General features: G+C 70.7%; 22 protein-coding genes. 9 read left to right on the top strand and 13 right to left on the bottom strand.

The window, feature by feature from the left end; translation table 11 throughout:
- Positions 1–84: 84 nt before the first annotated feature.
- On the bottom strand, positions 85–1,032 hold the full coding sequence (locus FPZ41_RS20750) for an ROK family protein (RefSeq protein ID WP_152864722.1): 948 nt from the start codon (positions 1,030–1,032) through the stop codon (positions 85–87).
- 224 nt (positions 1,033–1,256) lie between these two features.
- Between FPZ41_RS20750 and FPZ41_RS20745 the strand changes: the two genes are divergently transcribed.
- Together FPZ41_RS20745 and FPZ41_RS20740 are read left to right on the top strand one after the other, a co-directional pair.
- Complete coding sequence (locus FPZ41_RS20745; protein ID WP_152864720.1) at positions 1,257–2,348, top strand: LacI family DNA-binding transcriptional regulator; 1,092 nt, start codon at positions 1,257–1,259, stop codon at positions 2,346–2,348.
- A gap of 7 nt (positions 2,349–2,355) precedes the next feature.
- A complete protein-coding gene (locus FPZ41_RS20740; RefSeq protein WP_152864718.1) occupies positions 2,356–3,105 on the top strand; it encodes a hypothetical protein in 750 nt (249 codons plus the stop codon).
- A gap of 45 nt (positions 3,106–3,150) precedes the next feature.
- Here the strand turns inward: FPZ41_RS20740 and FPZ41_RS20735 are convergent, their stop codons facing one another.
- Positions 3,151–5,025, bottom strand: a complete 1,875-nt coding sequence (locus FPZ41_RS20735; protein WP_322620507.1) for a serine/threonine-protein kinase — start codon at positions 5,023–5,025, stop codon at positions 3,151–3,153.
- 97 nt (positions 5,026–5,122) lie between these two features.
- The gene (locus tag FPZ41_RS20730; RefSeq protein WP_152864714.1) at positions 5,123–6,457 is read right to left on the bottom strand and encodes a DUF6986 family protein; all 1,335 of its coding nucleotides are present in this window, start codon (positions 6,455–6,457) and stop codon (positions 5,123–5,125) included.
- A 196-nt stretch (positions 6,458–6,653) separates the two neighbouring features.
- Here FPZ41_RS20730 and FPZ41_RS20725 point away from each other — a divergent pair, with 196 nt between their 5' ends.
- A complete protein-coding gene (locus tag FPZ41_RS20725) occupies positions 6,654–7,559 on the top strand; it encodes an endonuclease/exonuclease/phosphatase family protein (RefSeq protein WP_322620506.1) in 906 nt (301 codons plus the stop codon).
- A gap of 95 nt (positions 7,560–7,654) precedes the next feature.
- On the opposite strand, the gene FPZ41_RS20720 is transcribed toward FPZ41_RS20725, so the two are convergent.
- The 4 genes from FPZ41_RS20720 to FPZ41_RS20705 all read right to left on the bottom strand — a co-directional run bounded on the left by FPZ41_RS20720 (position 7,655) and on the right by FPZ41_RS20705 (position 10,811).
- Positions 7,655–8,617, bottom strand: a complete 963-nt coding sequence (locus tag FPZ41_RS20720) for an electron transfer flavoprotein subunit alpha/FixB family protein (protein ID WP_152864712.1) — start codon at positions 8,615–8,617, stop codon at positions 7,655–7,657.
- 57 nt (positions 8,618–8,674) lie between these two features.
- Entirely contained in the window at positions 8,675–9,469 is a 795-nt protein-coding gene (locus FPZ41_RS20715; RefSeq protein WP_322620505.1) for an electron transfer flavoprotein subunit beta/FixA family protein, read from the bottom strand.
- 217 nt (positions 9,470–9,686) lie between these two features.
- Positions 9,687–10,196: a flavin reductase family protein gene (locus FPZ41_RS20710; RefSeq protein WP_152864710.1), complete on the bottom strand. Its 510-nt coding sequence runs from the start codon at positions 10,194–10,196 to the stop codon at positions 9,687–9,689.
- Between the two features lie 201 nt (positions 10,197–10,397).
- Positions 10,398–10,811, bottom strand: a complete 414-nt coding sequence (locus FPZ41_RS20705) for a thioredoxin family protein (RefSeq protein WP_152864708.1) — start codon at positions 10,809–10,811, stop codon at positions 10,398–10,400.
- A 369-nt stretch (positions 10,812–11,180) separates the two neighbouring features.
- On the opposite strand from FPZ41_RS20705, the gene FPZ41_RS20700 reads away from it, so the two are divergent.
- Positions 11,181–11,909 (top strand): lysophospholipid acyltransferase family protein, encoded by a 729-nt coding sequence (locus FPZ41_RS20700; protein WP_152864706.1) that lies wholly within the window; start codon positions 11,181–11,183, stop codon positions 11,907–11,909.
- Between the two features lie 94 nt (positions 11,910–12,003).
- On the opposite strand, the gene FPZ41_RS20695 is transcribed toward FPZ41_RS20700, so the two are convergent.
- The 5 genes from FPZ41_RS20695 to FPZ41_RS20675 form a co-directional block, all read right to left on the bottom strand.
- Positions 12,004–12,702 carry a B3/B4 domain-containing protein gene (locus FPZ41_RS20695; RefSeq protein WP_152864704.1) on the bottom strand — a complete coding sequence of 233 codons (699 nt, stop codon included), beginning with the start codon at positions 12,700–12,702 and terminating at the stop codon, positions 12,004–12,006.
- An 8-nt stretch (positions 12,703–12,710) separates the two neighbouring features.
- Positions 12,711–13,283, bottom strand: coding sequence for a transglutaminase domain-containing protein (locus FPZ41_RS20690; protein ID WP_152864702.1), 573 nt, complete (start codon positions 13,281–13,283; stop codon positions 12,711–12,713).
- An 85-nt stretch (positions 13,284–13,368) separates the two neighbouring features.
- A complete protein-coding gene (locus FPZ41_RS20685) occupies positions 13,369–14,439 on the bottom strand; it encodes a threonine aldolase family protein (protein WP_322620504.1) in 1,071 nt (356 codons plus the stop codon).
- Positions 14,436–15,197, bottom strand: a complete 762-nt coding sequence (locus FPZ41_RS20680) for an SDR family NAD(P)-dependent oxidoreductase (RefSeq protein WP_131563940.1) — start codon at positions 15,195–15,197, stop codon at positions 14,436–14,438. Before FPZ41_RS20680 ends, FPZ41_RS20685 begins: the two co-directional genes overlap by 4 nt.
- A 44-nt stretch (positions 15,198–15,241) precedes the next feature.
- The gene (locus FPZ41_RS20675) at positions 15,242–16,639 is read right to left on the bottom strand and encodes a DUF6421 family protein (RefSeq protein ID WP_152864700.1); all 1,398 of its coding nucleotides are present in this window, start codon (positions 16,637–16,639) and stop codon (positions 15,242–15,244) included.
- 411 nt (positions 16,640–17,050) lie between these two features.
- Between FPZ41_RS20675 and FPZ41_RS20670 the strand changes: the two genes are divergently transcribed.
- Positions 17,051–17,734, top strand: coding sequence for a glycerophosphodiester phosphodiesterase (locus FPZ41_RS20670; protein ID WP_152864698.1), 684 nt, complete (start codon positions 17,051–17,053; stop codon positions 17,732–17,734).
- On the opposite strand, the gene FPZ41_RS20665 is transcribed toward FPZ41_RS20670, so the two are convergent.
- Positions 17,724–18,296 (bottom strand): GNAT family N-acetyltransferase, encoded by a 573-nt coding sequence (locus FPZ41_RS20665; protein WP_152864696.1) that lies wholly within the window; start codon positions 18,294–18,296, stop codon positions 17,724–17,726. The two genes, FPZ41_RS20670 and FPZ41_RS20665, sit on opposite strands and share 11 nt — an antisense overlap.
- 78 nt (positions 18,297–18,374) lie before the next feature.
- Between FPZ41_RS20665 and FPZ41_RS20660 the strand changes: the two genes are divergently transcribed.
- The 4 genes from FPZ41_RS20660 (at position 18,375) to FPZ41_RS20645 (ending at position 21,470) form a co-directional block, all read left to right on the top strand.
- Positions 18,375–18,767 carry a VOC family protein gene (locus FPZ41_RS20660; protein ID WP_152864694.1) on the top strand — a complete coding sequence of 131 codons (393 nt, stop codon included), beginning with the start codon at positions 18,375–18,377 and terminating at the stop codon, positions 18,765–18,767.
- 227 nt (positions 18,768–18,994) lie between these two features.
- Complete coding sequence (locus tag FPZ41_RS20655) at positions 18,995–19,552, top strand: DUF5134 domain-containing protein (RefSeq protein WP_322620503.1); 558 nt, start codon at positions 18,995–18,997, stop codon at positions 19,550–19,552.
- 127 nt (positions 19,553–19,679) lie between these two features.
- Complete coding sequence (locus FPZ41_RS20650; RefSeq protein WP_131563934.1) at positions 19,680–20,615, top strand: M56 family metallopeptidase; 936 nt, start codon at positions 19,680–19,682, stop codon at positions 20,613–20,615.
- A 171-nt stretch (positions 20,616–20,786) separates the two neighbouring features.
- A complete protein-coding gene (locus FPZ41_RS20645) occupies positions 20,787–21,470 on the top strand; it encodes a phosphatase PAP2 family protein (protein ID WP_152864690.1) in 684 nt (227 codons plus the stop codon).
- The last annotated feature ends 2 nt before the right edge of the window (positions 21,471–21,472 follow it).

Below are 21,472 nucleotides of genomic sequence, written 5' to 3'. Positions count from 1 at the left end.
GGGTAGGGGCGGCGGGGGCGTTCGTCGGCTCGTACGGTCTGGCCCACAAGCACCGGACCGCCACCCGGCCAACGGCCCCACCCCTCACGCCGACGTCACGCTCGGCCTCCGGGCCAGCGCCGCGGCGGCCGAACCGACCAGGCCCGCGTCCGTACCCATCTGCGCGGGCGTCACCGTCAGCCGCTGGACGAACGACAGCGTGGCGTAGTCCTTGAGTGCCGCGCGCAGCGGGGCGAACAGGACGTCCCCTGCCTTCCCCACTCCCCCGCCGATCACCGCGATGTCGATCTCGACGAGCGTCGCGGTGGCCGCGATTCCGGCCGCCAGGGCCTGGGCGGCCCGCTCGAAGGAGGCCAGGGCCACGGCGTCGCCGGCCCGCGCGGCGGCGGCCACAGCGGCGGCCGAGGTGTCGCCGTCAGGACCCGGCTGCCACCCGTTCTCCAGGGCGCGGCGGGCGATGTTGGGCCCGCTCGCGATGCGCTCCACACAGCCACGCGAACCACACGGGCAGGGGTCACCGTCGATATCGACGCTGATGTGGCCGATGTGACCCGCGTTGCCGGTGGGTCCCGGGTGGAGTTGCCCGTTCAGGACGAGTCCGCCGCCGACCCCTGTCGACACGACCATGCACAGCGCGTTGTCGTGGCCGCGGGCCGCGCCCTGCCAGTGCTCGGCGGCCGTGATGGCCACGCCGTCACCGATCAGCTCCACGGGCAGGTCGCCCGTGGCCGCGCGTACTCGCTCGACCAGCGGGTATCCGCGCCAGCCAGGCACGTTCACGGGACTCACCGTGCCCGCAGAGGCGTCCACGGGACCCGCACTGCCGATACCGAGCGCCCGTGCCCTGCTCCACAGCGGAGAGGCCGTCAGCTCGCGGAGCACCTCTTCGACGGCCCCCATGACGGTGTCGCCGTCCTCCTGCGCGGGCGTCGCACGCTGCGCGCGCACCAGGATCCCGCCCTGGCCGTCCACCAGCGCTCCGGCGATCTTGGTGCCGCCGATGTCGAGCGCGGCCACGAGGTCGGTGTGCATCAGTGTCAGTTCTCCCGCTGCTGTGTCGTGCCCGTCGGACCGGGACGTACCGGGTTCCCCGGCCGGAGGCGGCAGCGCGACGCGCCCCGGGAAGGGGCGCGGGCCGGAGAGCGCGGTGGACAGTGTCCCTCGGATCTGACAACGTTGTCCAGGCTCTATGCTCGACGCCACATCCTCATACAACCCCATGGACCGACTGCAGCCACACGGACCGACGCAGCACCATGGACAACAGGACAGGACACCGCATCGTGCCCGAGACCGCCGCACCCCGAGGAGAGCGCCGCGCAGACCGCAACTCCGCAACTCGCTACGGCAACCGTCCGACCATGAAGGACGTGGCCGCACGTGCCGGAGTGGGGCTGAAGACGGTCTCGCGCGTCGTCAACGGTGAGCCGGGGGTCACCGCGGACACCGAGCGCCGGGTGCAGGAGGCGATCGAGGCTCTGGGGTTCCGGCGCAACGACAGCGCGCGGGTGCTGCGCAAGGGCCGTACCGCCAGTATCGGCCTGGTTCTGGAGGACCTCGCGGACCCCTTCTACGGCCCGCTGAGCCGCGCGGTCGAGGAGGTGGCGCGCGCCCACGGCGCCCTGCTGATCAACGGCTCCAGCGCGGAGGACCCGGACCGCGAGCAGGAGCTGGTGCTCGCGCTGTGCGCCCGCCGCGTGGACGGGCTCGTGGTCATTCCCGCCGGCGACGACCACCGCTATCTGGAACCGGAACTCAGGGCGGGTGTCGCCACGGTGTTCGTGGACCGTCCGGCGGGGCAGATCGACGCCGACGTGGTGCTCTCCGACAACTTCGGCGGTGCCCGTGACGGCGTCGCCCACCTCATAGCGCACGGCCACCGCCGGATCGGCTTCATCGGCGACATGCCCCGCATCCACACCGCCGCCGAACGTCTGCGCGGCTACCACACGGCCATGACGGACGCCGGTATACCGGTGACGAACTCCTGGACGTCCCTGGGCGTCACGGATCCGCAGCGGGTGCGCCGGGCGGCCGAGGAGATGCTGTCCGGCCCCGAGCCGGTCACGGCGATCTTCGCGGGCAACAACCGGGTGACCGTCACCGTCGTGCGGGTCCTCGCCGAGCGCTCCCGTCCGGTCGCCCTTGTCGGCTTCGACGACTTCGAGCTGGCCGACCTGCTCCAGCCGGGCGTTACAGTGGTCGCCCAGGACGCGGCCCAGCTGGGGCGCACCGCCGCCGAGCGCCTCTTCAGCCAGCTGGACGGCACCCTCGTCACCCCGGAACGCACCGAACTGCCGACCCGGCTGATCACCCGCGGCTCGGGCGAGCTGGCCCCGGCGAAATGAGCCGCGCATGCAGGGACGCACACTGGAGGAGCTCGGCCTGGCCGTGGCTCCGCGCGACGAACCACTGAGCTATCCGGGCATGTGGCCGGAGGAGTCCGGGCTCCTCGCGGGCGACCGGATGCTGCCGCTGGACGAGCACGACACCTACGAGGGCCGTGTCCCGGTACTCGCGGTCGGCTCGAACGCCTGCCCGGGGCAACTTCGCCACAAGATGGCCGAGTCCGGCATCACCTCGCCCATCCCCATGGTGAAGGCGCGCGTCACCGGCCTGGATGTCGGGGTGTCGGGGCATGTGAGCCTCATGGGGTACGTGTCGGCGTCGCCGTTCAAGGCCCGAGGAACCGTACGGGAGTTGTTCCTGACCTGGCTCGACGCCCAGCAGCTCGCGGTCGTCGACGCGAGCGAGGGGGTCGCCTCGCCCACGGGGGCGTACGACCGCGCCTGGCTGCCGTCGAGCGACGTACGGGTGGAGCCCGAGCTCGACTACGGGCGGCCCCTCCCGGGCGCGTACGTGTACGTCAACCGCCGTGGTGTCCTGCACGACGGGAACAGTGCTCCGCGCCGGCATCGGGACCAGCGCTCCCTGCTCACCGAACTCCTCGTCTCGACACCGCGATTGAGGGAACTTTTCGGCAACACTCCCGAGGAGTTCTGCGCCCGCGCCCGCTTCGACCGGCGGCTGTGCGCCCGGGGCACCCGGCTGTTCGCCGAGGAGAAGCTGGTGGTCGCCTCCGGGCTGGAGCCCTACGTGAGGTGAGTCGGTGCGTGCGGTGTGCGGTGCGGGCCAGAGGCAGGGTCAGGGTCAGCAGACCGGGAGGCCCGGCACCGGCTCGTTGTTGTCGCCGCCCTTGATGTAGACGTCGCTGACGAAGACGTTCGTGTTGCCGCTGTCGTCGTCCGTCTTGGCCCACCACACGTTGGTCCACTCGCCGTAGGTCTCACGGCGGCCCAGGTTCTGCTGGCAGTAGAAGTAGTTGGTGCCCTGGTTGAGGACGCCCACCTCGGTGCCGGAGGCGGTGTACGACTTGGCGGTGGTCCACACCTGGCAGTTGTACTTGCCGCCGCCGATCGCGTCGCAGACGGGCGCGGGACTCGGTTCCTGCCCGCCGCCGTTCGAACCGCCCACGTCACCCGAGCCGCCGCCCGTGGTGCCGCCGTCGGCGGGCTTGGAGGCGGAGGCGGACGCCTCCGGCGCGGCCTCGGTCTGCCGGCTCGGCTTCGCGTCGGGGGCCGGGGGCTTCTTGCTGCCTTGCTCGGTGTGCGTGTCGAGGTCCTGGGAGGGGTCTGCGGAACCCTGGCTCGCCGTGTCGGTGGGAGTCGCGCTGCTGCTTCGGTCCGTGGACGCCCTGGCGCCGGTCTCGGAGCCGTCCGAGCCGTTCAGGAGGGCCACGGTGACACCGGTCGCGGCGAGCACGACCGTGACGGCCGCGGCGGCGAGGAGGGCACGGCCCTTGCGGCGCCCGGGCGCGGGGACGACGGGAGTGGAAGCGGTGGCCGCCGAAGAGGGGTCACCTGGCCCCGGCACCCCGAACTCGGGGCTCCCCGCGGGGTGCGGTGCCCCGAAGCCGGCTCCACCACCCGGCTGCGGCGCCCCGGCACCAGCAGGACCACCCGGCTGTGACGGCCCAAGCCCTGCGTTTCCGTCCGTCGGCGGCGGTCGGAACCCGGAGTTGGCGCCGGACTTCGGCGGTCCGAACCCGGAATTGGGGCCGGACTGCGGCGGTCCGAATCCCGGCGGTACCGACGGGAGGCTCTGTTCCGTCGTCTCCCGGGGCCCCGGGCCGGTTTCGCGGAGTCCCATGGTCAAGGTGTCCGTGGAGGGCGCCCCGGCCACCGTCTCCAGCAGTTCCCGGGCCCGGTCCGCGTCCGGGCGGGCCTCCGGGTGCTTGTCCATGAGCTGCCCGAGGACGGGACCGAGCGGGCCCGCTCGCTGCGGTGCCGGCAGCGGCTCGACCACGATCGCGGTCAGCGTCGACCAGGTGGACGTACGGCGGAAGGGGGCCGAGCCCTCGACTGCCGCGTACAGCGTGGCGCCGAGGGCCCAGATGTCGGAGGCGGGGCCGGGGTCGCCACCCTGGGCCCGCTCGGGCGCCAAGTAGTCCAGCGAGCCGACGAGTTGGCCACTGCGCGTCAGATGGGTGGCCGAGTCGTCGCCGGGGTCCTCCATGGTCGCGATGCCGAAGTCGGTGAGGACGACCCGGCCCGAGCGGTCCAGCAGGATGTTCCCCGGCTTCACGTCGCGGTGCAGTACGCCGGCACGGTGGGCGGCGGCCAGCGCGTCCATCACCTTGGCGCCGATCGAGGCCGCCTCGCGCGGGTCGAGCGGGCCGCGCTCGCGCAGGACGTCCTCCAGGGACGGCCCGTCCACCAGCTCCATGACGATCAGTGGCCGGCCGTCGACCTCGGCCACGTCGTGCACGGCGATGACTCCGGCATGCCGTACGCGTGCCGCCGCCCTGGCCTCGCGCTGCATCCGCAGCCGGAGGGCGTCGAGTTCGGGCCCGGCGGTGTCCGTGAAGGTGCGCAGTTCCTTGACGGCGACCTCACGGCCCAGCACCTCGTCGACGGCCCGCCAGACGACTCCCATGCCGCCGCGGCCCAGCCGCTCCACCACCCGGTAGCGTCCGGCGAGGACCCTGCCGGTCCCGTCCGCCTGTCCGTTCTCCCCCGAAGACACCGCTGCGCCCCGTTCTGTGTCAGGAAAGTAAGGTCCGCACAGCCTACGGGGCGACGGTGACAGTACGGGGGCGGAGGGCAGTGATGTGACAGGGCCGCTACAGGCCCGGGATCGCCGTGTCCGCCCGTTGTGGTGTCGCGAAGTGCTCCAGGTCGGCCCGGGTCAGCCCGTCGGTCGCCCTGGCCACCTCGTCGACGTCCAGCGCGCCGCAGTCAAGACCGCGCAGCAGGTAGCCGCTGAGCGCCTTGGCCGTCGCCGGCTCGTCCATCACGTCTCCGCCGGTGCGGTTGGCATACCGGGCCAGGCGCTCGGCGGCCTGCTCGAAGCCCTCGCGGTAGAAGGCGAACACGGCGGCGTACCGGGTGGGGAGGTGGCCGGGGTGCATGTCCCAGCCCTGGTAGTAGGCGCGGGCGAGGGCGCGGCGGGTGAGGCCGTAGTGCAGCCGCCAGGCGGCGTGGACCTTCTCGCTCGGGCCGACGGGCAGCACGTTGGTGGAGCCGTCGCAGACGCGGACGCCCGTGCCCGCCGCCGCGACCTGCATGATCGCCTTGGCGTGGTCGGCGGCCGGGTGGTCGCTGGCCTGGTACGCGGCCGAGACGCCGAGGCCGGCGCTGTAGTCGAAGGTGCCGTAGTGCAGTCCGGTGGCGCGGCCCTCGGCGGCCTGGATCATGCGGGCCACAGTCGCGGTGCCGTCGGTGGCGAGGATGGACTGGCTGGTCTCGATCTGGATCTCGAAGCCGATCCGGCCGGGCGCGACAGCGCATGCCTTCTCGAAGGCCTCCAGCAGCCGCACCATGGCGGTGACCTGCTCGGCGTACGTCACCTTCGGCAGGGTGAGGACGAGACCGTCGGGCAGTTCACCGGCCTCCAGCAGGCCGGTGAGGAAGATGTCGAGCGTGCGGATGCCGCGGTCGCGGACGGGCGCCTCCATGCACTTCATGCGGATGCCCATGTACGGGGCCGCCGTGCCTCCCCCAGCCTCCGGCCGGGAGGTGCCCTCAGCGTACGCCTGCGCGATCAGGCGGGCCGCGCGGGCCGCCGTCGCGTCCTCCTCGGCGTCGGGGCGCGAGCCGTAGCCGTCCTCGAAGTCGACGCGCAGGTCCTCGATGGGTTCGCGCTCCAGCTTGGCGCGGACGCGGTCGTGGACCGGCTCGGCGAGATCGTCGGCGAGGCCGAGTACGGTCGCGAAGGCGGCGGCGTCCGGGGCGTGTTCGTCGAGGGCGGCGAGGGCCCGGTCGCCCCAGGAGCGAATCGTGTCCGCGGCGAACAGGTCTCCGGGGACGTAGACGGTATGGACGGGCTGGCGGGTGCCGGGGTCGCCGGGGTAGCGGCGGGCCAGCTCGGCGTCGACCGGGGCGAGGGAGGCGCCGATCTCCTCGCTGACGGCACTCGCGAGACTCGTCGTCACGTGTTCGTGTCGGCCCTGCCCCATGCCACAGCCTCCTGTATTCCACTTTGCGGAATCAGCAATCCGTATGGCGAAGTTATCCGGCATGCTTCCCGCTGGTCAACACCTTTCCGGCACCCTCCGGTGTGCGATCCGCCATGATCACAGCAGTCCCGCCCGCTTCTTTCGTATTGCTGTACACACCCACCCTTCATCCTGACTCCCAAGGGGAGGAGATCGCGTGCCGAACGACGCACGAGTGACGCGCCGCCAGGGTCTGCGGACCGCGGCGGCCGCCGCCATCGCCGTGCCACTGCTCACCACGGCGGGATCCACACTGCCCGCCGCGGCCGGCGAACATGCGGGAGCGCTGAACGTCATGACGTTCAACGTGCGCTTCGCGACCGTCGTCGACAGCACACCACGCTGGTCCGTGCGCCGCCCGGTGATGCGGGAGCTGCTGCGCCGCGAGCGCCCCCATGTCATCGGCACCCAGGAGGGGCTCTACCAGCAACTGCGCATGATCGAGAAGGATCTCGGCGGACACTACGACTGGATAGGCACCGGGCGCGGGGGCGGCAGCAAGGACGAGTTCATGGCAATCTTCTACGACACCAGACGCCTGGAGCCGATCGAGTTCGACCACTTCTGGCTGTCGGGCACTCCGTACGTGATCGCCTCGAACACCTGGGGCGCGGACTGGCTGCGCATGGTGACATGGGTCCGGTTCAGCGATCTGAGTGACGGAGGCCGGGAGTTCTACGTCCTCAACACCCATCTGGACAGCGTGAGCCAGTACGCGCGCGAGCGCTCCGCGCAGCTGATAGGCGAGACGATCGCCGGGTTCGACCGCGACTTGCCGGTGATCGTGACCGGCGACTTCAACGTCGCAGCCCACCGCAACCGCGTGTATGACCTGATGCTGGACGCCGGGCTCGTGGACACGTGGGACGCCGCGGGGGCGCGGAGCCCGGGGTACGGGACGTACCACGGCTATCGGAAGCTGAAGCCCGACGGCAGGCGCATCGACTGGATCCTCAGTACCCCCGGGGTGACCACGCACTGGGCGGCCATGAACACGTTCACCCTGAACGGCCAGTACCCGAGCGACCATCTGCCCGTGCAGGCCTCGCTCACCCTGGGCTGAGCGGCGGCACGGAACGCGCAGAGGCTCCCGTGGCCGTCCAGATGTCCGGACGGCCACGGGAGCCTCGTACTTCAGAAGGCAGAACCGACAGGCGCTCAGCCCTTGCGGGCCTTGACCTCCTCGGTCAGCTGCGGGACGACGTCGAAGAGGTCACCGACGACGCCGTAGTCGACCAGGTCGAAGATCGGGGCCTCGGCGTCCTTGTTGATCGCCACGATCGTCTTCGAGGTCTGCATACCGGCGCGGTGCTGGATCGCGCCGGAGATGCCGGAGGCGATGTACAGCTGCGGGGACACGCTCTTGCCGGTCTGGCCGACCTGGCTGGAGTGCGGGTACCAGCCGGCGTCCACCGCGGCACGCGAGGCGCCCACGGCCGCGCCGAGGGAGTCGGCCAGGGCCTCGACGATCGCGAAGTTCTCCGCGCCGCCCACGCCACGGCCGCCGGAGACCACGATCGCGGCCTCGGTCAGCTCCGGACGGCCCGTCGACTCACGCGGCGTACGGCCGGTGATCTTCGTGCCGGTGGCCTTCTCCGAGAAGGACACGGCGAGCGCCTCGACGGCACCCGCGGCCGGGGCGGCCTCCACGGCCGCGCTGTTGGGCTTGACGGTGATGACCGGGGCGCCCTTGGCGATGCGGGACTTGGTGGTGAACGACGCGGCGAACACGGACTGCGTGGCCACCGGACCCTCGTCGGACGCCTCCAGGTCGACGGCGTCGGTGATGATGCCCGAGCCGATGCGCAGCGCCAGACGGGCGGCGATCTCCTTGCCCTCGGCGGAGGACGGCACCAGGACCGCGGCCGGGGAAACGGCCTCGTAGGCGGCCTGGAGGGCGTCCACCTTCGGGACGACGAGGTAGTCGGCGTACTCGGCGGCGTCGTGGGTGAGGACCCGGGCCGCGCCGTGCTCCGCGAGCGTGGCGGCGGTGTCGGCGGCACCCGCGCCGAGGGCGACGGCTACCGGCTCGCCGATGCGGCGGGCCAGGGTCAGCAGCTCCAGGGTGGGCTTGCGGACGGCGCCGTCCACGTGGTCGACGTAGACGAGGACTTCAGCCATGGGACTTCTTCTCTCCTGCTTGCGAAGTGTGCGGGGCGGTAAGCGACTGCCGGGCTGTCAGATGAACTTCTGGCCCGCGAGGAACTCAGCGAGCTGCTTGCCGCCCTCGCCCTCGTCCTTGACGATCGTGCCGGCGGTGCGCGCCGGGCGCTCGGTCGCGGAGTCGACGACCGTGTAGGCGCCCTCCAGCCCGACCTCCTCGGCCTCGATGTCCAGGTCGTCCAGGTCCCAGGAGGTGACCGGCTTCTTCTTGGCGGCCATGATGCCCTTGAAGGACGGGTAACGCGCCTCACCCGACTGGTCGGTGACCGACACGACCGCCGGAAGCGACGCCTGAAGCTGCTCCGAAGCGATGTCGCCGTCACGACGCCCCTTGACGGTGCCGTCGGGGCCACCCTCGACGGAGACCTCCGACAGCAGGGTCACCTGCGGCACGCCCAGGCGCTCGGCGACCAGCGCCGGTACGACACCCATGGTGCCGTCGGTGGACGCCATGCCGGAGATCACCAGGTCGTAGCCGGCCTTCTCGATCGCCTTGGCCAGGACCAGGGAGGTGCCGATGGCGTCGGTGCCGTGCAGGTCGTCGTCCTCGACGTGAATGGCCTTGTCGGCACCCATGGACAGCGCCTTGCGGAGCGCGTCCTTGGCCTCCTCGGGGCCGATGGTGAGCACGGTGATCTCCGCATCGTCGGCGTTCTCGGCGATCTGCAGCGCCTGCTCGACCGCGTACTCGTCGAGCTCCGAGAGCAGACCGTCCACGTCGTCACGGTCGACGGTCAGGTCATCGGCGAAGTGCCGGTCGCCAGTGGCGTCGGGCACGTACTTCACAGTGACAACGATCCTCAAGCTCACGCCGGCTCTCCTACTGCATCGTCATTTCCGGGCTGCCTTCTTGCAGGCAGCATAGGCGCCTGAAGCGGCAGGTCCCGGTCGGGGCGGCCCGCGCTCCGACCGCAATATTACTCGCCAGTACGCACTTCTACGTTCCCGCAGTTGTTCCCCCTAAGCAAGCGCTTTGAACTGTGACCTTGACAACGCTGCGTAATCAGGCGGGCATCCACGGGGAACGTCAGTCGCGCAGACCGTTGAAACGGCCCTGGTGATAGAGCAGCGGGCGGCCGGCGCCCGACGGATCGCCGAGAACGACTTCGGCGAGGACGATGTGATGGTCCGCCGCGGGGACCCGCGCCACCACGCGGCAGACGAGCCAGGCGAGCACGCCGTCCAGCACGGGAACGCCTTCCGCTCCGGTACGCCATTCGGTGGGTGCGCCGAAGCGGTCGGCGCCGCTGCGGGCGAAGGTGGCGGCCAGCTGCTGCTGATGCTCGCCGAGTATGTGCACGCCGACGTGGCCCGCCCGGGAGATCACGGGCCAGCTGGAGGCTCCGGTGCTGATGCCGAAGGAGAGGAGCGGGGGCTCGGCGGAGACCGAGGTGAGCGAGGTGACGGTGAAGCCGACAGGTGCGTCGCCGTCCTGCGCCGTGATCACGGCGACTCCGGCCGCGTGTCGCCGGAAGACGGAGCGGAGCAGATCGGAGGAGGCGAGCCGATGGGTGCCGAGACTGGGGCCGGCGGTCATGGAGTTGTCCTTCTGCAGGAGGTGGCGTTCTTGTCCGTGGCTGCTCAACAGCCCGGACAGCGAGCGCTCGCTGTTCGGGCGAGGTCCACGTGGACGCGCTCGAAGAGAAGGAGTTCCGTGGGCATACGGCCAGGCTGACGATAGGTGACACCTACAGTCAAGTGCGCCCTCGCATCTGGGAGGTGGGACACCGTCGACGGCTCACACGGCCTCACCGAGCGCCGCGATGACGTCCGCCGTGCGTGGCTGGCCAATGGCGCGCCGGACGATGTGGCCGTCCGCGTCGAGGACGAGCACGGTGGGGGTCTTGAGGATGTCGAGGCGCCGTACGAGGTCGAGGTGCTGCTCGGCGTCGATCTCCACGTGGGCGACCCCGGGGATCATCGCGGCGACCTCGGTGAGCACCCGTCGGGTGGCCCGGCAGGGCGCGCAGAAGGCGCTGGAGAACTGGACGAGTGTGGCCCGTTCGCCGAGCCCCTCCCCCAGCTCCGCCGCGCCGAGCCGCTTGCCGCCGTCCCGCACACGCACCCTGTCTCTCCCGCTCCGCCGCCGCTGCGGCGCTCCGTGGCTCCTCGCCGCGGTGAGCACCAGCACGGACAGCACCAGTCCGGTCATCGCCCGCTTCAGCGTTCACGGGACCGCGGAGATTCCCGACTCCGGGAATCGTTTCCGCTGCGGAAGGCTTGATTCACTCGCGGCGACCGGGGCGATTCGCCACCGCCTTCCCAACGCGGTGTTCGGGTACTGTCTGCGGTGCGAAATGTCCCTGTTCGTCCGATGAGTAACGGTACGTGTGAAGCAAAGGCAAGCAGAGCAGGAGCCGTTCGGTCGAGCGACGTGACGAGGATCTCGCCGTTCGCCGTCACCAGGGCTGGTTCCCCGCCGTTTCTTGGGGCACCATCTGCGAGATGCCGTAAACCTACGGCTGCGTAACTTCCCGCCGGGAGTCCCTTCCCTGGCAGAGAGAAGGGTCCACTCCGTCCCATGGCTGAGCTTGTCTACCGTCCCGCCATCGGCCTCGCCCGCACGCTGTTCAAGGCGTGGGACCTGAAGATCGACTGCAGGGGCTCGGAGAACATCCCGCGGTCGGGCGGTGCCGTGCTGGTGAGCAATCACATCAGCTATCTGGACTTCATCTTCGACGGCCTCGCCGCGCTGCCGCAGAAGCGTCTGGTGCGCTTCATGGCGAAGGAGTCGGTCTTCCGGCACAAGATCTCCGGTCCCTTGATGCGCAACATGAAGCACATCCCCGTGGACCGCAACCAGGGCGAGGCGGCGTACGCGCACGCGCTGGACTCGCTGAGGTCCGGCGAGGTCGTGGGCATCTTCCCCGAGGCCACCATCTCCCGCTCCTTCACCCTGAAGAGCTTCAAGTCGGGTGCCGCCCGCCTGGCCCAGGAGGCGGGCGTCCCCATCGTGCCGGTGGCGCTGTGGGGCACACAGCGGCTGTGGACCAAGGGGCACCCGCGCAACTTCAAGCGCAGCCACACCCCGATCACGATCCGCGTCGGCGAGGCGATCGAGGCCTCCAAGGACAAGTACGCGGGCGCCATCACCCGGCAGGTACGGGAGCGCGTCCAGGAGCTGCTGGAGGCCGCCCAGCGCGCCTACCCCGTACGCCCCAAGGACCCGGACGACACGTGGTGGATGCCCGCGCACCTGGGCGGTACGGCCCCGACGCCCGAAGAGGTCCGCGCGGCCGAGGCCCGCTGACGCCGTCAGGGGTTCCCCTACGTCGGCGGGGAGCCGAACCGGTCAGTTCGTGACCGCCGCGGCCGTGGCGGGCCCTCCACCGCGCACGGTCGTGTCACAGCGTTCGCGGCTCATGGACGGTGACACGCGCCCCGGCGCCGAATTTCTCCAGCAGTTCGGCGAGTTCCGCACCCGCCGCCTCGACGTCGGCGACCGGCATCGGCGCCAGGCTCTCCAGCAGGAAGAGCGCCGAGGTGGTCTCCTCGGTGAGCCTCGTGCGCGGGCCCTGGCGCCAGTTCCAGCGGCGGCAGGTCACGCCCGCCTCGTCGCGCCACACCACCTCCCCGACGTCGGGGTGCTCGACGGCCTCCTCGCCGCCGGCGACCGTCACGAAGTCCTCCTGCCCCGTGGCGCGAACGAGGCTCATCCCGCCCTGGATGTGGTCGAGGTCCTCCCCGCCCACCGGGATCAGATGGGCCACGCTGATCGCGTTGTAGAGGTCGACCAGCAGGTTGATCCGGGGCAGGCCCGCCCCGGACAGCGCCCGCTTGGCCAGCGCCTCGGCCGAGTTGCGGGTGCGCGACGGCTTGGAGCCGAAGGCCGAGTACGCCTCGCGCCAGGCCGCCATGTGCGGGTCCTCGTGCGGCGCGCGACCGTCCAGGCGTGCGGCGAGCCGGCGGGCCGCGTCGTCGAGGAGTGCCGCGCTTTCCTCGGTGCTGGGCCCGTTCACGAGTCCGTGCGCCTCGATCATCACATGCGTGAATCCGGGCGCGAGGGCGCGCACGTCGTCGGACACGGTCAGGGTGAGAGTCATCGCCTGCCTCACAGTGCGGTGGGGAGCGTCTTCCAGAGGTATGGCCGGTCGGGAGCGGCCTTGAGGACACTCAGTACCGCCGGATGCGGTTTAGCGTACAGGACCGGATAGTCCATCTCATTGGACTTCAGGTGGGGCGTGAAGGCCAGCCGCTCGCCCTTGAGGGAGAACTGCGCGTCCACCCCCGGCTTGTTGCCCCGCGGGTCCTGGCGGTGCCAGGCGCCGTTGAAGCGCACGGCGACCAGACCGTGCACCTCCTCGAACTTCTGGTAGCAGAGCGCGGTCGGGATGTCCTCGGCCCGCAACAGCGCGGCCAGCGCATGAGCCTTGGCATAGCAGATACCCGTGCCCTGCTCCAGGACGTCGGAGGCCCGCCAGGTGACACGGAGGTCCCCCGAGTCCTGCGAGTGCGGAATGACATCCCGGACGAACTCGAAGGCGGCTCGCGCATAGGAATACGAGTCCTCCACCCCGCGAGCGAGCCGTGCGGCCGTCTCACGCACGAGGGGGTGATGGTGATCAATGACGTCGTCGGCGGCCAGATATGCGGACAGGTCTGGCGTTTCCTGGATCAGCTGCATACCCGTAGAGCATAGAAAGACGATCACCCGAGAGTCAATGACTTTTCGGGTGACCGTATATCTATGCAAGCAGAGTCCCAGTGGCCTATCGGGCCATCTCCTCCTTGAGCGCCGCCACGAACCCGTCCACGTCCTCCTCGGTCGTGTCGAACGCGCACATCCAGCGGACGTCGCCGGCCGCCTCGTCCCAGAAGTAGAAGCGGTAGCGCTTCTGCAGCCGTTCGCTCACCTCATGCGGCAGGCGCGCGAAGACCGCGTTGGCCTGCACCGGGTGGAGGATCTCCACGCCGTGCACCGCGCGTACGCCCTCGGCGAGCCGCTGGGCCATCTCGTTGGCATGCCGGGCGTTGCGCAGCCAGAGATCCCTGGCGAGCAGGGCCTCCAGCTGCACCGAGACGAAGCGCATCTTGGAGGCGAGCTGCATGGACAGCTTGCGCAGGTGCTTCATGTGGCTGACGGCGTCCTGGTTGATCACGACGACCGCCTCACCGAACAGGGCGCCGTTCTTCGTCCCGCCCAGGGAGAGGATGTCGACACCGACCGCGTTGGTGAACGTGCGCATGGGGACGTTCAGGGAGGCCGCCGCGTTGGCCAGCCGGGAGCCGTCCACGTGCACCCGCATGCCGCGTGCGTGGGCGTGCTCGCAGATCGCGCGGATCTCCTGGGGTGTGTAGACGGTGCCCAGTTCGGTGCTCTGGGCGATCGAGACGACCTGCGGCATCGCGCGGTGCTCGTCCTCCCAGCCGTACGCCTGCCGGTCGATCAGCTCGGGCGTGAGCTTGCCGTCGGGTGTCGGGACGGTGAGCAGCTTCAGCCCGCCGACCCGCTCGGGCGCCCCGCACTCGTCGACGTTGATGTGGGCGCTCTCCGCGCAGATCACCGCGCCCCACCGGTCGGTGACCGCCTGGAGCGCGACGACGTTGGCGCCCGTGCCGTTGAAGACCGGGAACACCTCGGCACTCGCGCCGAAGTGACTGCGGATCACCTGCTGGAGGTTCTCCGTGTACGCGTCCTCACCGTAGGCCACCTGATGCCCGCCGTTGGCCAGGGCCAGGGCGGCGAGCACCTCGGGGTGGGCCCCCGCGTAGTTGTCGCTGGCGAAGCCGCGGACCTCCGGGTCGTGGTGGCGCCGCGCGTCGGTCTTCGGAGGGTTCACGGCTTCTCGGTCAGCCACAGACGGTTTCCGTTCACTTCGGCGGCGGGCTTGTCCCAGATGCCGACGATGGCCTCGGCGAGGTCCTTGACGTCCGTGAAGCCCGCGAACTTCGCGTTGGGGCGGTCGGCGCGCATCGCGTCGTGCACCAACGCCTTCACGACCAGGATGGCAGCCGCGGAGGTCGGCCCTTCGGCCCCCTCCGCCTTCCCTGCCTTGCGGAAGTAGTCGGCCAGCGCCAGCGTCCACGCCTCCGCCGCGGCCTTGGCGGCGGCATAGGCGGCGTTGCCCGCGGTGGGCTTGCTCGCGCCCGCGGCGCTGATCAGGACGTACCGGCCGCGGTCGCTGCGCTGCAGCGCCTCGTGGAAGGCGAGGGAGGTGTGCTGCACGGTGCGGACGAGCAGCAGCTCCAGCAGATCCCAGTCGTCGAGGCTGGTCCTGGTGAAGGTCTCGCTGCCGCGCCAGCCGCCGACGAGGTGGACGAGGCCGTCGACGCGCCCGAAGTCCTTCTCGACATGCGCGGCCCAGTCGAGCGTGGACTGCCGGTCGAGCAGGTCGACCGTGTCACCGATGACGGTGGCGCCGCCGTACGCGTAACGCGCCGCGTCCACGGCCTCGGCCAGCCGCTCCGGGTCGTTGTCGGAGCCGATGACGACCGCTCCCGCGTCGGCGAGCCGCATCAGCGTGGCCCGGCCCGCGGGTCCGCCCGCGCCGGCCACCGCGATCACCGCACCGCTCAGTGCCCCGTTCCTGTTGGTCATCGTCGCCTCCTGAGCCGGCTGAGCGTTCTCGGTACGGGTGGCACTCATGCGGCGACCCGCTGGGTGCTCTCCGCGGTGATACCCCGGGTCGAGGCGATCACATGCTTGAGCTTCTTGGAAAGCGCCTCATAGAACATGCTCAGCGGAAACTCGTCCGGAAGCACGTCGTCGACGAGTCTCCGCGGGGGCTGGGTCAGGTCCAGGGCATCCGGGCCCTTGGCCCAGCGGGAGCCCGGGTGCGGGGCGAGGTAGGTGGAGACCAGCTCGTACCCGGCGAACCAGTGCACGAGCTTGGGGCGGTCGATTCCGTCGCGGTACAGCTGCTCGATCTCGGCGCACAGCCCGTTGGTGACCTGGGGCGCGCGCTGCCAGTCGATGGAAAGCCTGTTGTCGGTCCAGCGGACGACGTCGTGCTTGTGCAGGTAGGCGAACAGGAGCTGACCGCCGAGGCCGTCGTAGTTGCGGACGCGCTCACCGGTGACGGGGAAGCGGAACATCCGGTCGAACAGCACCGCGTACTGCACGTCACGGCCCTGGGAGAAGCCGTCGGCCTCCAGCTTCACGGCCTCCCTGAAGGCGGTGAGATCGCAGCGCAGCTCCTCCAGGCCGTACATCCAGAACGGCTGCCGCTGCTTGATCATGAACGGGTCGAAGGGCAGGTCGCCGTGGCTGTGGGTGCGGTCGTGGACCATGTCCCACAGGACGAACGCCTGCTGGCAGCGCCCCTGGTCGGAGACCATCTCGCGGATGTCGTCGGGCAGTTCGAGCCCGAGGATGTCGACGGCGGCCTCCGTGACACGGCGGAAGCGGGCGGCCTCGCGGTCGCAGAAGATCCCGCCCCAGGAGAAACGTTCCGGCGCCTCGCGTACGGCGATGGTCTCCGGGAAGAGGACGGCCGAGTTGGTGTCGTAGCCGGCGGTGAAGCCCTCGAAGGTGATGCCGCAGAACAGCGGGTTGTCGTAGCGGGTGCGCTCCAGCTCGGCCAGCCAGTCCGGCCACACCATGCGCAGGACGACGGCCTCCAGGTTGCGGTCCGGGTTGCCGTTCTGCGTGTACATCGGGAAGACGACCAGGTGCTGAAGTCCGTCCTCGCGGTGGGCCGCGGGCTGGAAGGCCAGCAGCGAGTCGAGGAAGTCGGGCACGGCGAAGCCCTCGTCGGCCCAGCGGCGCAGGTCCTTCACGAGCGCCTGGTGGTAGGCGGCGTCATGCGGCAGCAGCGGCGAGAGCTCCTCTACGGCGGCGACGACCCGGCGTACGGCCAGTTCGGCGTCCGAGCGGTCCGGGGCACCCTCGGCGCCGAAGTCGATGGAGCCGTCCTTGGCCTGCCATGGCCGGATCTGCTCCACGGCATCCTTGAGCACGGGCCAGGCAGAGTGATCCACCACCTTGACCACAGGAGGAACCTTCCCCTCCACGCCTGTCTGCACAAGAATTTCCGTCATGACCCATCCTCCACGGGAGAACCTCGCGTAAGGACACCGTATGCAAGGCCGGATCATTCATGCAAGACCGGCCATCAGGAAGTCATCCTGCACAAGACCGCATTCACCGGCAATTTTCCTGCCGGAACCGGATTCGGCAACTACTTCCGCTCTACTCGCCCCCTCGGACGCACCCGTCGGGTGCAGTAGTGTGACGAGAGTCAAGCGCTCGCCGGACTCGCCCACCCCGGAGTGACCGAATCCCCACGGTCACCAGCGGAACCTTCCTGCTCTCCGGCGTCGTACGCCGCCACGAGCCCGTGCACGACCGGATGCATCGCACGTCCAGGCGACTACGCTGCGGCCTTGCCGCGTGGAGCGCTCCCTTCCGGCCACGCGGCCCGAGCCGCCGTCGACGGAAGCGAGTCAACCTTGAACTTCCTCACCATCGGTCATCGCGGAATCATGGGTGTCGAGCCCGAGAACACCCTCCGTTCCTTCGTCGCCGCGCAGCAGGCCGGCCTCGACCTCATCGAACTCGACCTCCACCTGAGCAAGGACGACGCCCTCGTCGTCATGCACGACGCCGACGTGGACCGTACGACGGACGGCACCGGGGCCATCGCCGACAAGACCCTCGCCGAGCTGCGCACCCTGGACGCCGGCCACGGTGAGCGCATCCCGACGTTCGAGGAGGTCCTGGACGCGGTGAAGGCCCCGCTCCAGGCCGAGATCAAGAACGTGGCGGCAGCGCGGGCGCTCGCGGAGGTGATGCACCACCGTGACCTGGTCTCGCGCGTGGAGGTGCTGTCCTTCCACGACGAGGCACTCGCCGAGATCAGCCGCCTCGTCCCGGGTGTACGGACCGCGCTGGTGGCCAGCCGCTACGGCACGGACGTCGTGGAGCGCGCCACCGCGGTCGGCGCGACCACGCTCGTCCTGAACATCCGGCGGATCACGCTGGAGGTCGTCGAGCACGCCCGCAAGGCGGACCTCAGGATCATCGGCTGGGTGGTCAACACGCAGGAACACCTGCGGCTGGTGCGCGCGCTGGAGCTGGACGGCGCGACGACCGACTACCCGGAGATCAAGCGCACGGGGCGTTTCACGGCGTAACGGTCCGGGGGTTCGGCCCCGGCCGGCCCAGCTCCTTGACCAGGAGCTCGAACTGCAGATCGTCGCGCTGGGGGATACCGAACCGCTCGTCGCCGTACGGGAAGGGGGTCATCCGTCCCGTACGGCGGTAGCCGCGCCGCTCGTACCAGGCGACGAGGTCGCCGCGCACGGAGATCACGGTCATGTGCATCTCCCGGGCACCCCAGGTCTCGCGCACGGTCCGCTCGGCCTCCGCCATGATCACCTTGCCGAGCCCGGCGCCCTGGAGCTGCGGGCTGACGGCGAACATACCGAAATAGGCGTGGTCACCACGGTGTTCGAGCTGGCAGCAGGCGACGACGGCGCCCTCGCGCTCGACGGTGAGCAGACGGCTGTCGGGTGACTTGATGACGGCGAGCACGCCCTCGGGGTCGGTGCGCTGCCCCTGAAGGATGTCCGCCTCGGTGGTCCAGCCGGTCCGGCTGGAGTCCCCGCGATACGCCGACTCGATCAGCGCGACGAGGGCGTCCACATCGGCGTCGGTCGCGTCGCGGAAGGTCAGGCCGGTGGCGGCGGTGTCCATGGGGCGGCTCCTGGGGCGGTCGGTGGCGCGGCGCGGGCACCGTTGAGCGTATCCCTGCGCCCACTACGCTCCGCACGTATGGTCCACGTACTGAGCAGCCGCATCCTTCTGCGCCCCACCGACCCCGACCGCTCCCGCGCCTTCTACGGCGGGCAGCTGGGGCTTCCCGTCTACCGCGAGTTCGGCACGGGCCCCGAGCGCGGCACCGTGTACTTCCTCGGCGGCGGCTTCCTGGAGGTCGCGGGTCGGTCCGACAACCCGCCGTCACCCGCGCTGAAGCTGTGGCTCCAGGTCGCGGACGTGACGGGAGCGTACAAGGAGCTCAGGGCCGCCGGGGTCGAGGTGCTCCGGCCGCCGGTGAAGGAGCCCTGGGGACTGGTCGAGATGTGGATCGCGGACCCGGACGGCACCGAGATCGTGCTTGTCGAGGTGCCCGCGGACCATCCGCTGCGCTACCGGCCGGGGATGTGAGCGCCCGCCCCAGCAGGAACAGCAACTAGCCCATTAGGTCGGCTAGTTCATGCTGCCGCCCGGTCTCGATCCCGAACCCCGTCGCGCTGTGCGCGGCTCCTGCGTGGCTCCACCCACCTGAGATGCCCTCCCACACGCCCCCACGTACACCCTTGCGCTCGCGTGCGCACCGCGCGCTCGGGGCATGCCCTGACCGTTGTCCGACACCGTCGAGGGGGAGGTGCGCGGTGTACGGAGCGGGTCCTTCCGGCTGGCTGCTGGTCACGCTGTGCGCGGCGGCCGGCATCTACTGCCTGCTGCGGAGGCACAGCGCCGTCGAGGAGCAGCGCCGCACCGCGGGCGACGAGGCGTTCATGGGCTTCGGCATGGCCGCGATGGCCGTGCCGACGGCAGTCCTGGCCCCGCCGCGCTGGGCCTGGCTGGCGTACGCGGCCGTGTTCGGCGTGGCAGCGCTGCGCGCGCTGTGGGCGGCCCGGACGAGCCCGCCGCATCTGCACCACTCGGTTTGTGCGCTGGCGATGGTCTACATGGCGGCGGCGATGGCCGCCGCACCCGCTGCCCATGGCGGGCACGGCCCTTCGGGGGTACCTCTGGTGACGGGTGCGCTCCTGCTGTACTTCACCGCGTACGTCCTGTGGGCCGGTGTCCGGCTGATACCCGTGGCGGCTGTCGCGGGAGGCGCACCTTCCGCGGGAACCATGGGCTGGAGCGACCGGCCCGAGGTGGCGCGGGCGTGTCGGCTGTCGATGGGCATCGCGATGCTCGCCATGCTGCTGGCGCTGTGACCGAGCGCCTCAGGGCAGAGCTCCCCAGACGAGGTCGTCGCCCTTGGGGCGGTACGAAACGTGGTCTGTGTCACTTTGCTGCCCGTGGCCATGTCCCCGTGGGCCGCGTCACTCATAGGCTTCGCCCATGATGGTCCCCGCAGCACTGATGCTGCTCGGCGCCCTGACCGCCGTCGTCGCCCCGCGGCTGCTCGCCCGGGCCGACTGGCCGGACCGTGAACCGGTGGTCGCCCTCTGGATGTGGCAGTGCGTGGTCGTCGCCGTGCTGCTGTGCTGCGCGCTGTCGATGACGCTGAGCGCGGCCGCCGCGTGGGCGGCCGTGCGGGGCCATGTGTTCGCACCGGCGCCGCACGAGGTCGTGGAGGCGTACGCACTGAGCACGGGTAACCCGTGGGCCGCGACGACCGCCGTGGCGCTGGCGTGCGGTGGCCTGTGGACCGCGGCGATGCTGGTGCGCGAGGTCGTACGGGCGCGGCGACGCCGTCGGCAGCGGCGGGCCGAACTCCTGGTGCGCGCCCCGCTGTTGCCGGGCGAGGAGCCCGGCACCGACCGTCTCGTCGTCCTGGAGGGCGAGCGCGCCGACGCCTGGTGGCTGCCGGGGACGGCACCCCAACTGGTCATCACCACGGCCGCGTTGCGGCGCCTGAAGGGGCGCCAGCTGGACGCCGTCCTCGCGCACGAGCAGGGGCACGCACGGGCTCGGCACGACTGGCTGCTGCACTGCTCGGCCGCGCTCGCGAACGGGTTTCCGCAGGTGCCCGTGTTCGCCGCGTTCCGCGACGAGATGCACCGTCTGGTCGAGCTCGCCGCCGACGACATGGCCTCGCGCCGCTTCGGCCGCCTCACGATCGCCCTCGCCCTCGTCGGGCTCAACGAGGACCGGGGTGTCTTCGGCCCTTGTCCGACCCCGGAAGCCCATGTCCCGCAGCGCGTCAACCGGCTCCTCACTCCCCCGGACCGGCTCACCGCCGCCCGCCGGTTGCGTCTGACGGCGGCCGCGGCGCTGGTGCCGGTCGTCCCCCTGCTGGTCACCTTCGTACCGGGGCTGCGGGCGCTCGGCTGAGCGTCTTCGGGGAAGTGCCCCTGATTTCCGCGTGGTTGCAGGGGCTCACGGGATCCGGTCGAGCCAAGGACAACGAACCAACCGGACGGCATGGTTCCCTTCGCGTCACGTGATGGGAACCTCACGCTCCGGCGATCGCCTCCGACCCCTCTGGTCGGCGAGGATCACCTTATGCACCCCGTGTCCGTCGACTCACCCACCCGCTCACCCGGCCCCCGGACCGTCGTACGCACCGCCGGCGCCCTCGCCCTGCCCTCCGTGCTGCTCCTGCTGCTGGTGACCGTCTCCTGGCAGCCGCTCATGTCGCTCGACGGCGACATCGCGCGCACCACACACCAATGGGCGGTCGAAGAGCGGGGCGTCACCCAGGTGTTCCGCATCCTGACGGACTGGGTGTGGGACCCGCTCACGATGCGCCTCATCGCCGCGATCGCCGTCGTGTGGCTGGTGTGGAGACAGTCGGCCCGCCTGCTCGCCCTCTGGGTGGCGGCGACCTGCGCCCTGGGCACCTTGCTGCAACAGGGCATGAAGGCCGCGGTCGGCCGGGAGCGGCCCGTGTGGCCCGACCCCGTGGACTCGGCCCACTACGCGGCGTTTCCGTCGGGCCACGCCATGACCGCCACGGTGGTGTGCGGCCTGGTGCTGTGGCTGCTGCACCTGTACGGCGCCGGGCGCGTCCTGTGGCGGACGGCGGTCACCGTGTCCGTGGTCTCCGTCGTGGGGGTCGGTCTGAGCCGGATCTGGCTGGGCGTGCACTGGGCGTCGGACGTGCTGGGCGGCTGGCTGCTGGGGGCGCTGATGGTGGTGCTGGCGATGTGGTCGTACGAGAAGTGGCACGGCGCGTGGCGTTCTTGACC

This window comes from Streptomyces acidicola (assembly GCF_009377235.1).
GTDB classification, from domain to species: domain Bacteria; phylum Actinomycetota; class Actinomycetes; order Streptomycetales; family Streptomycetaceae; genus Streptomyces; species Streptomyces acidicola.
Note: the sequence above shows the minus strand (reverse complement) of the source record. Positions and strands in the feature narration are given on the sequence as shown.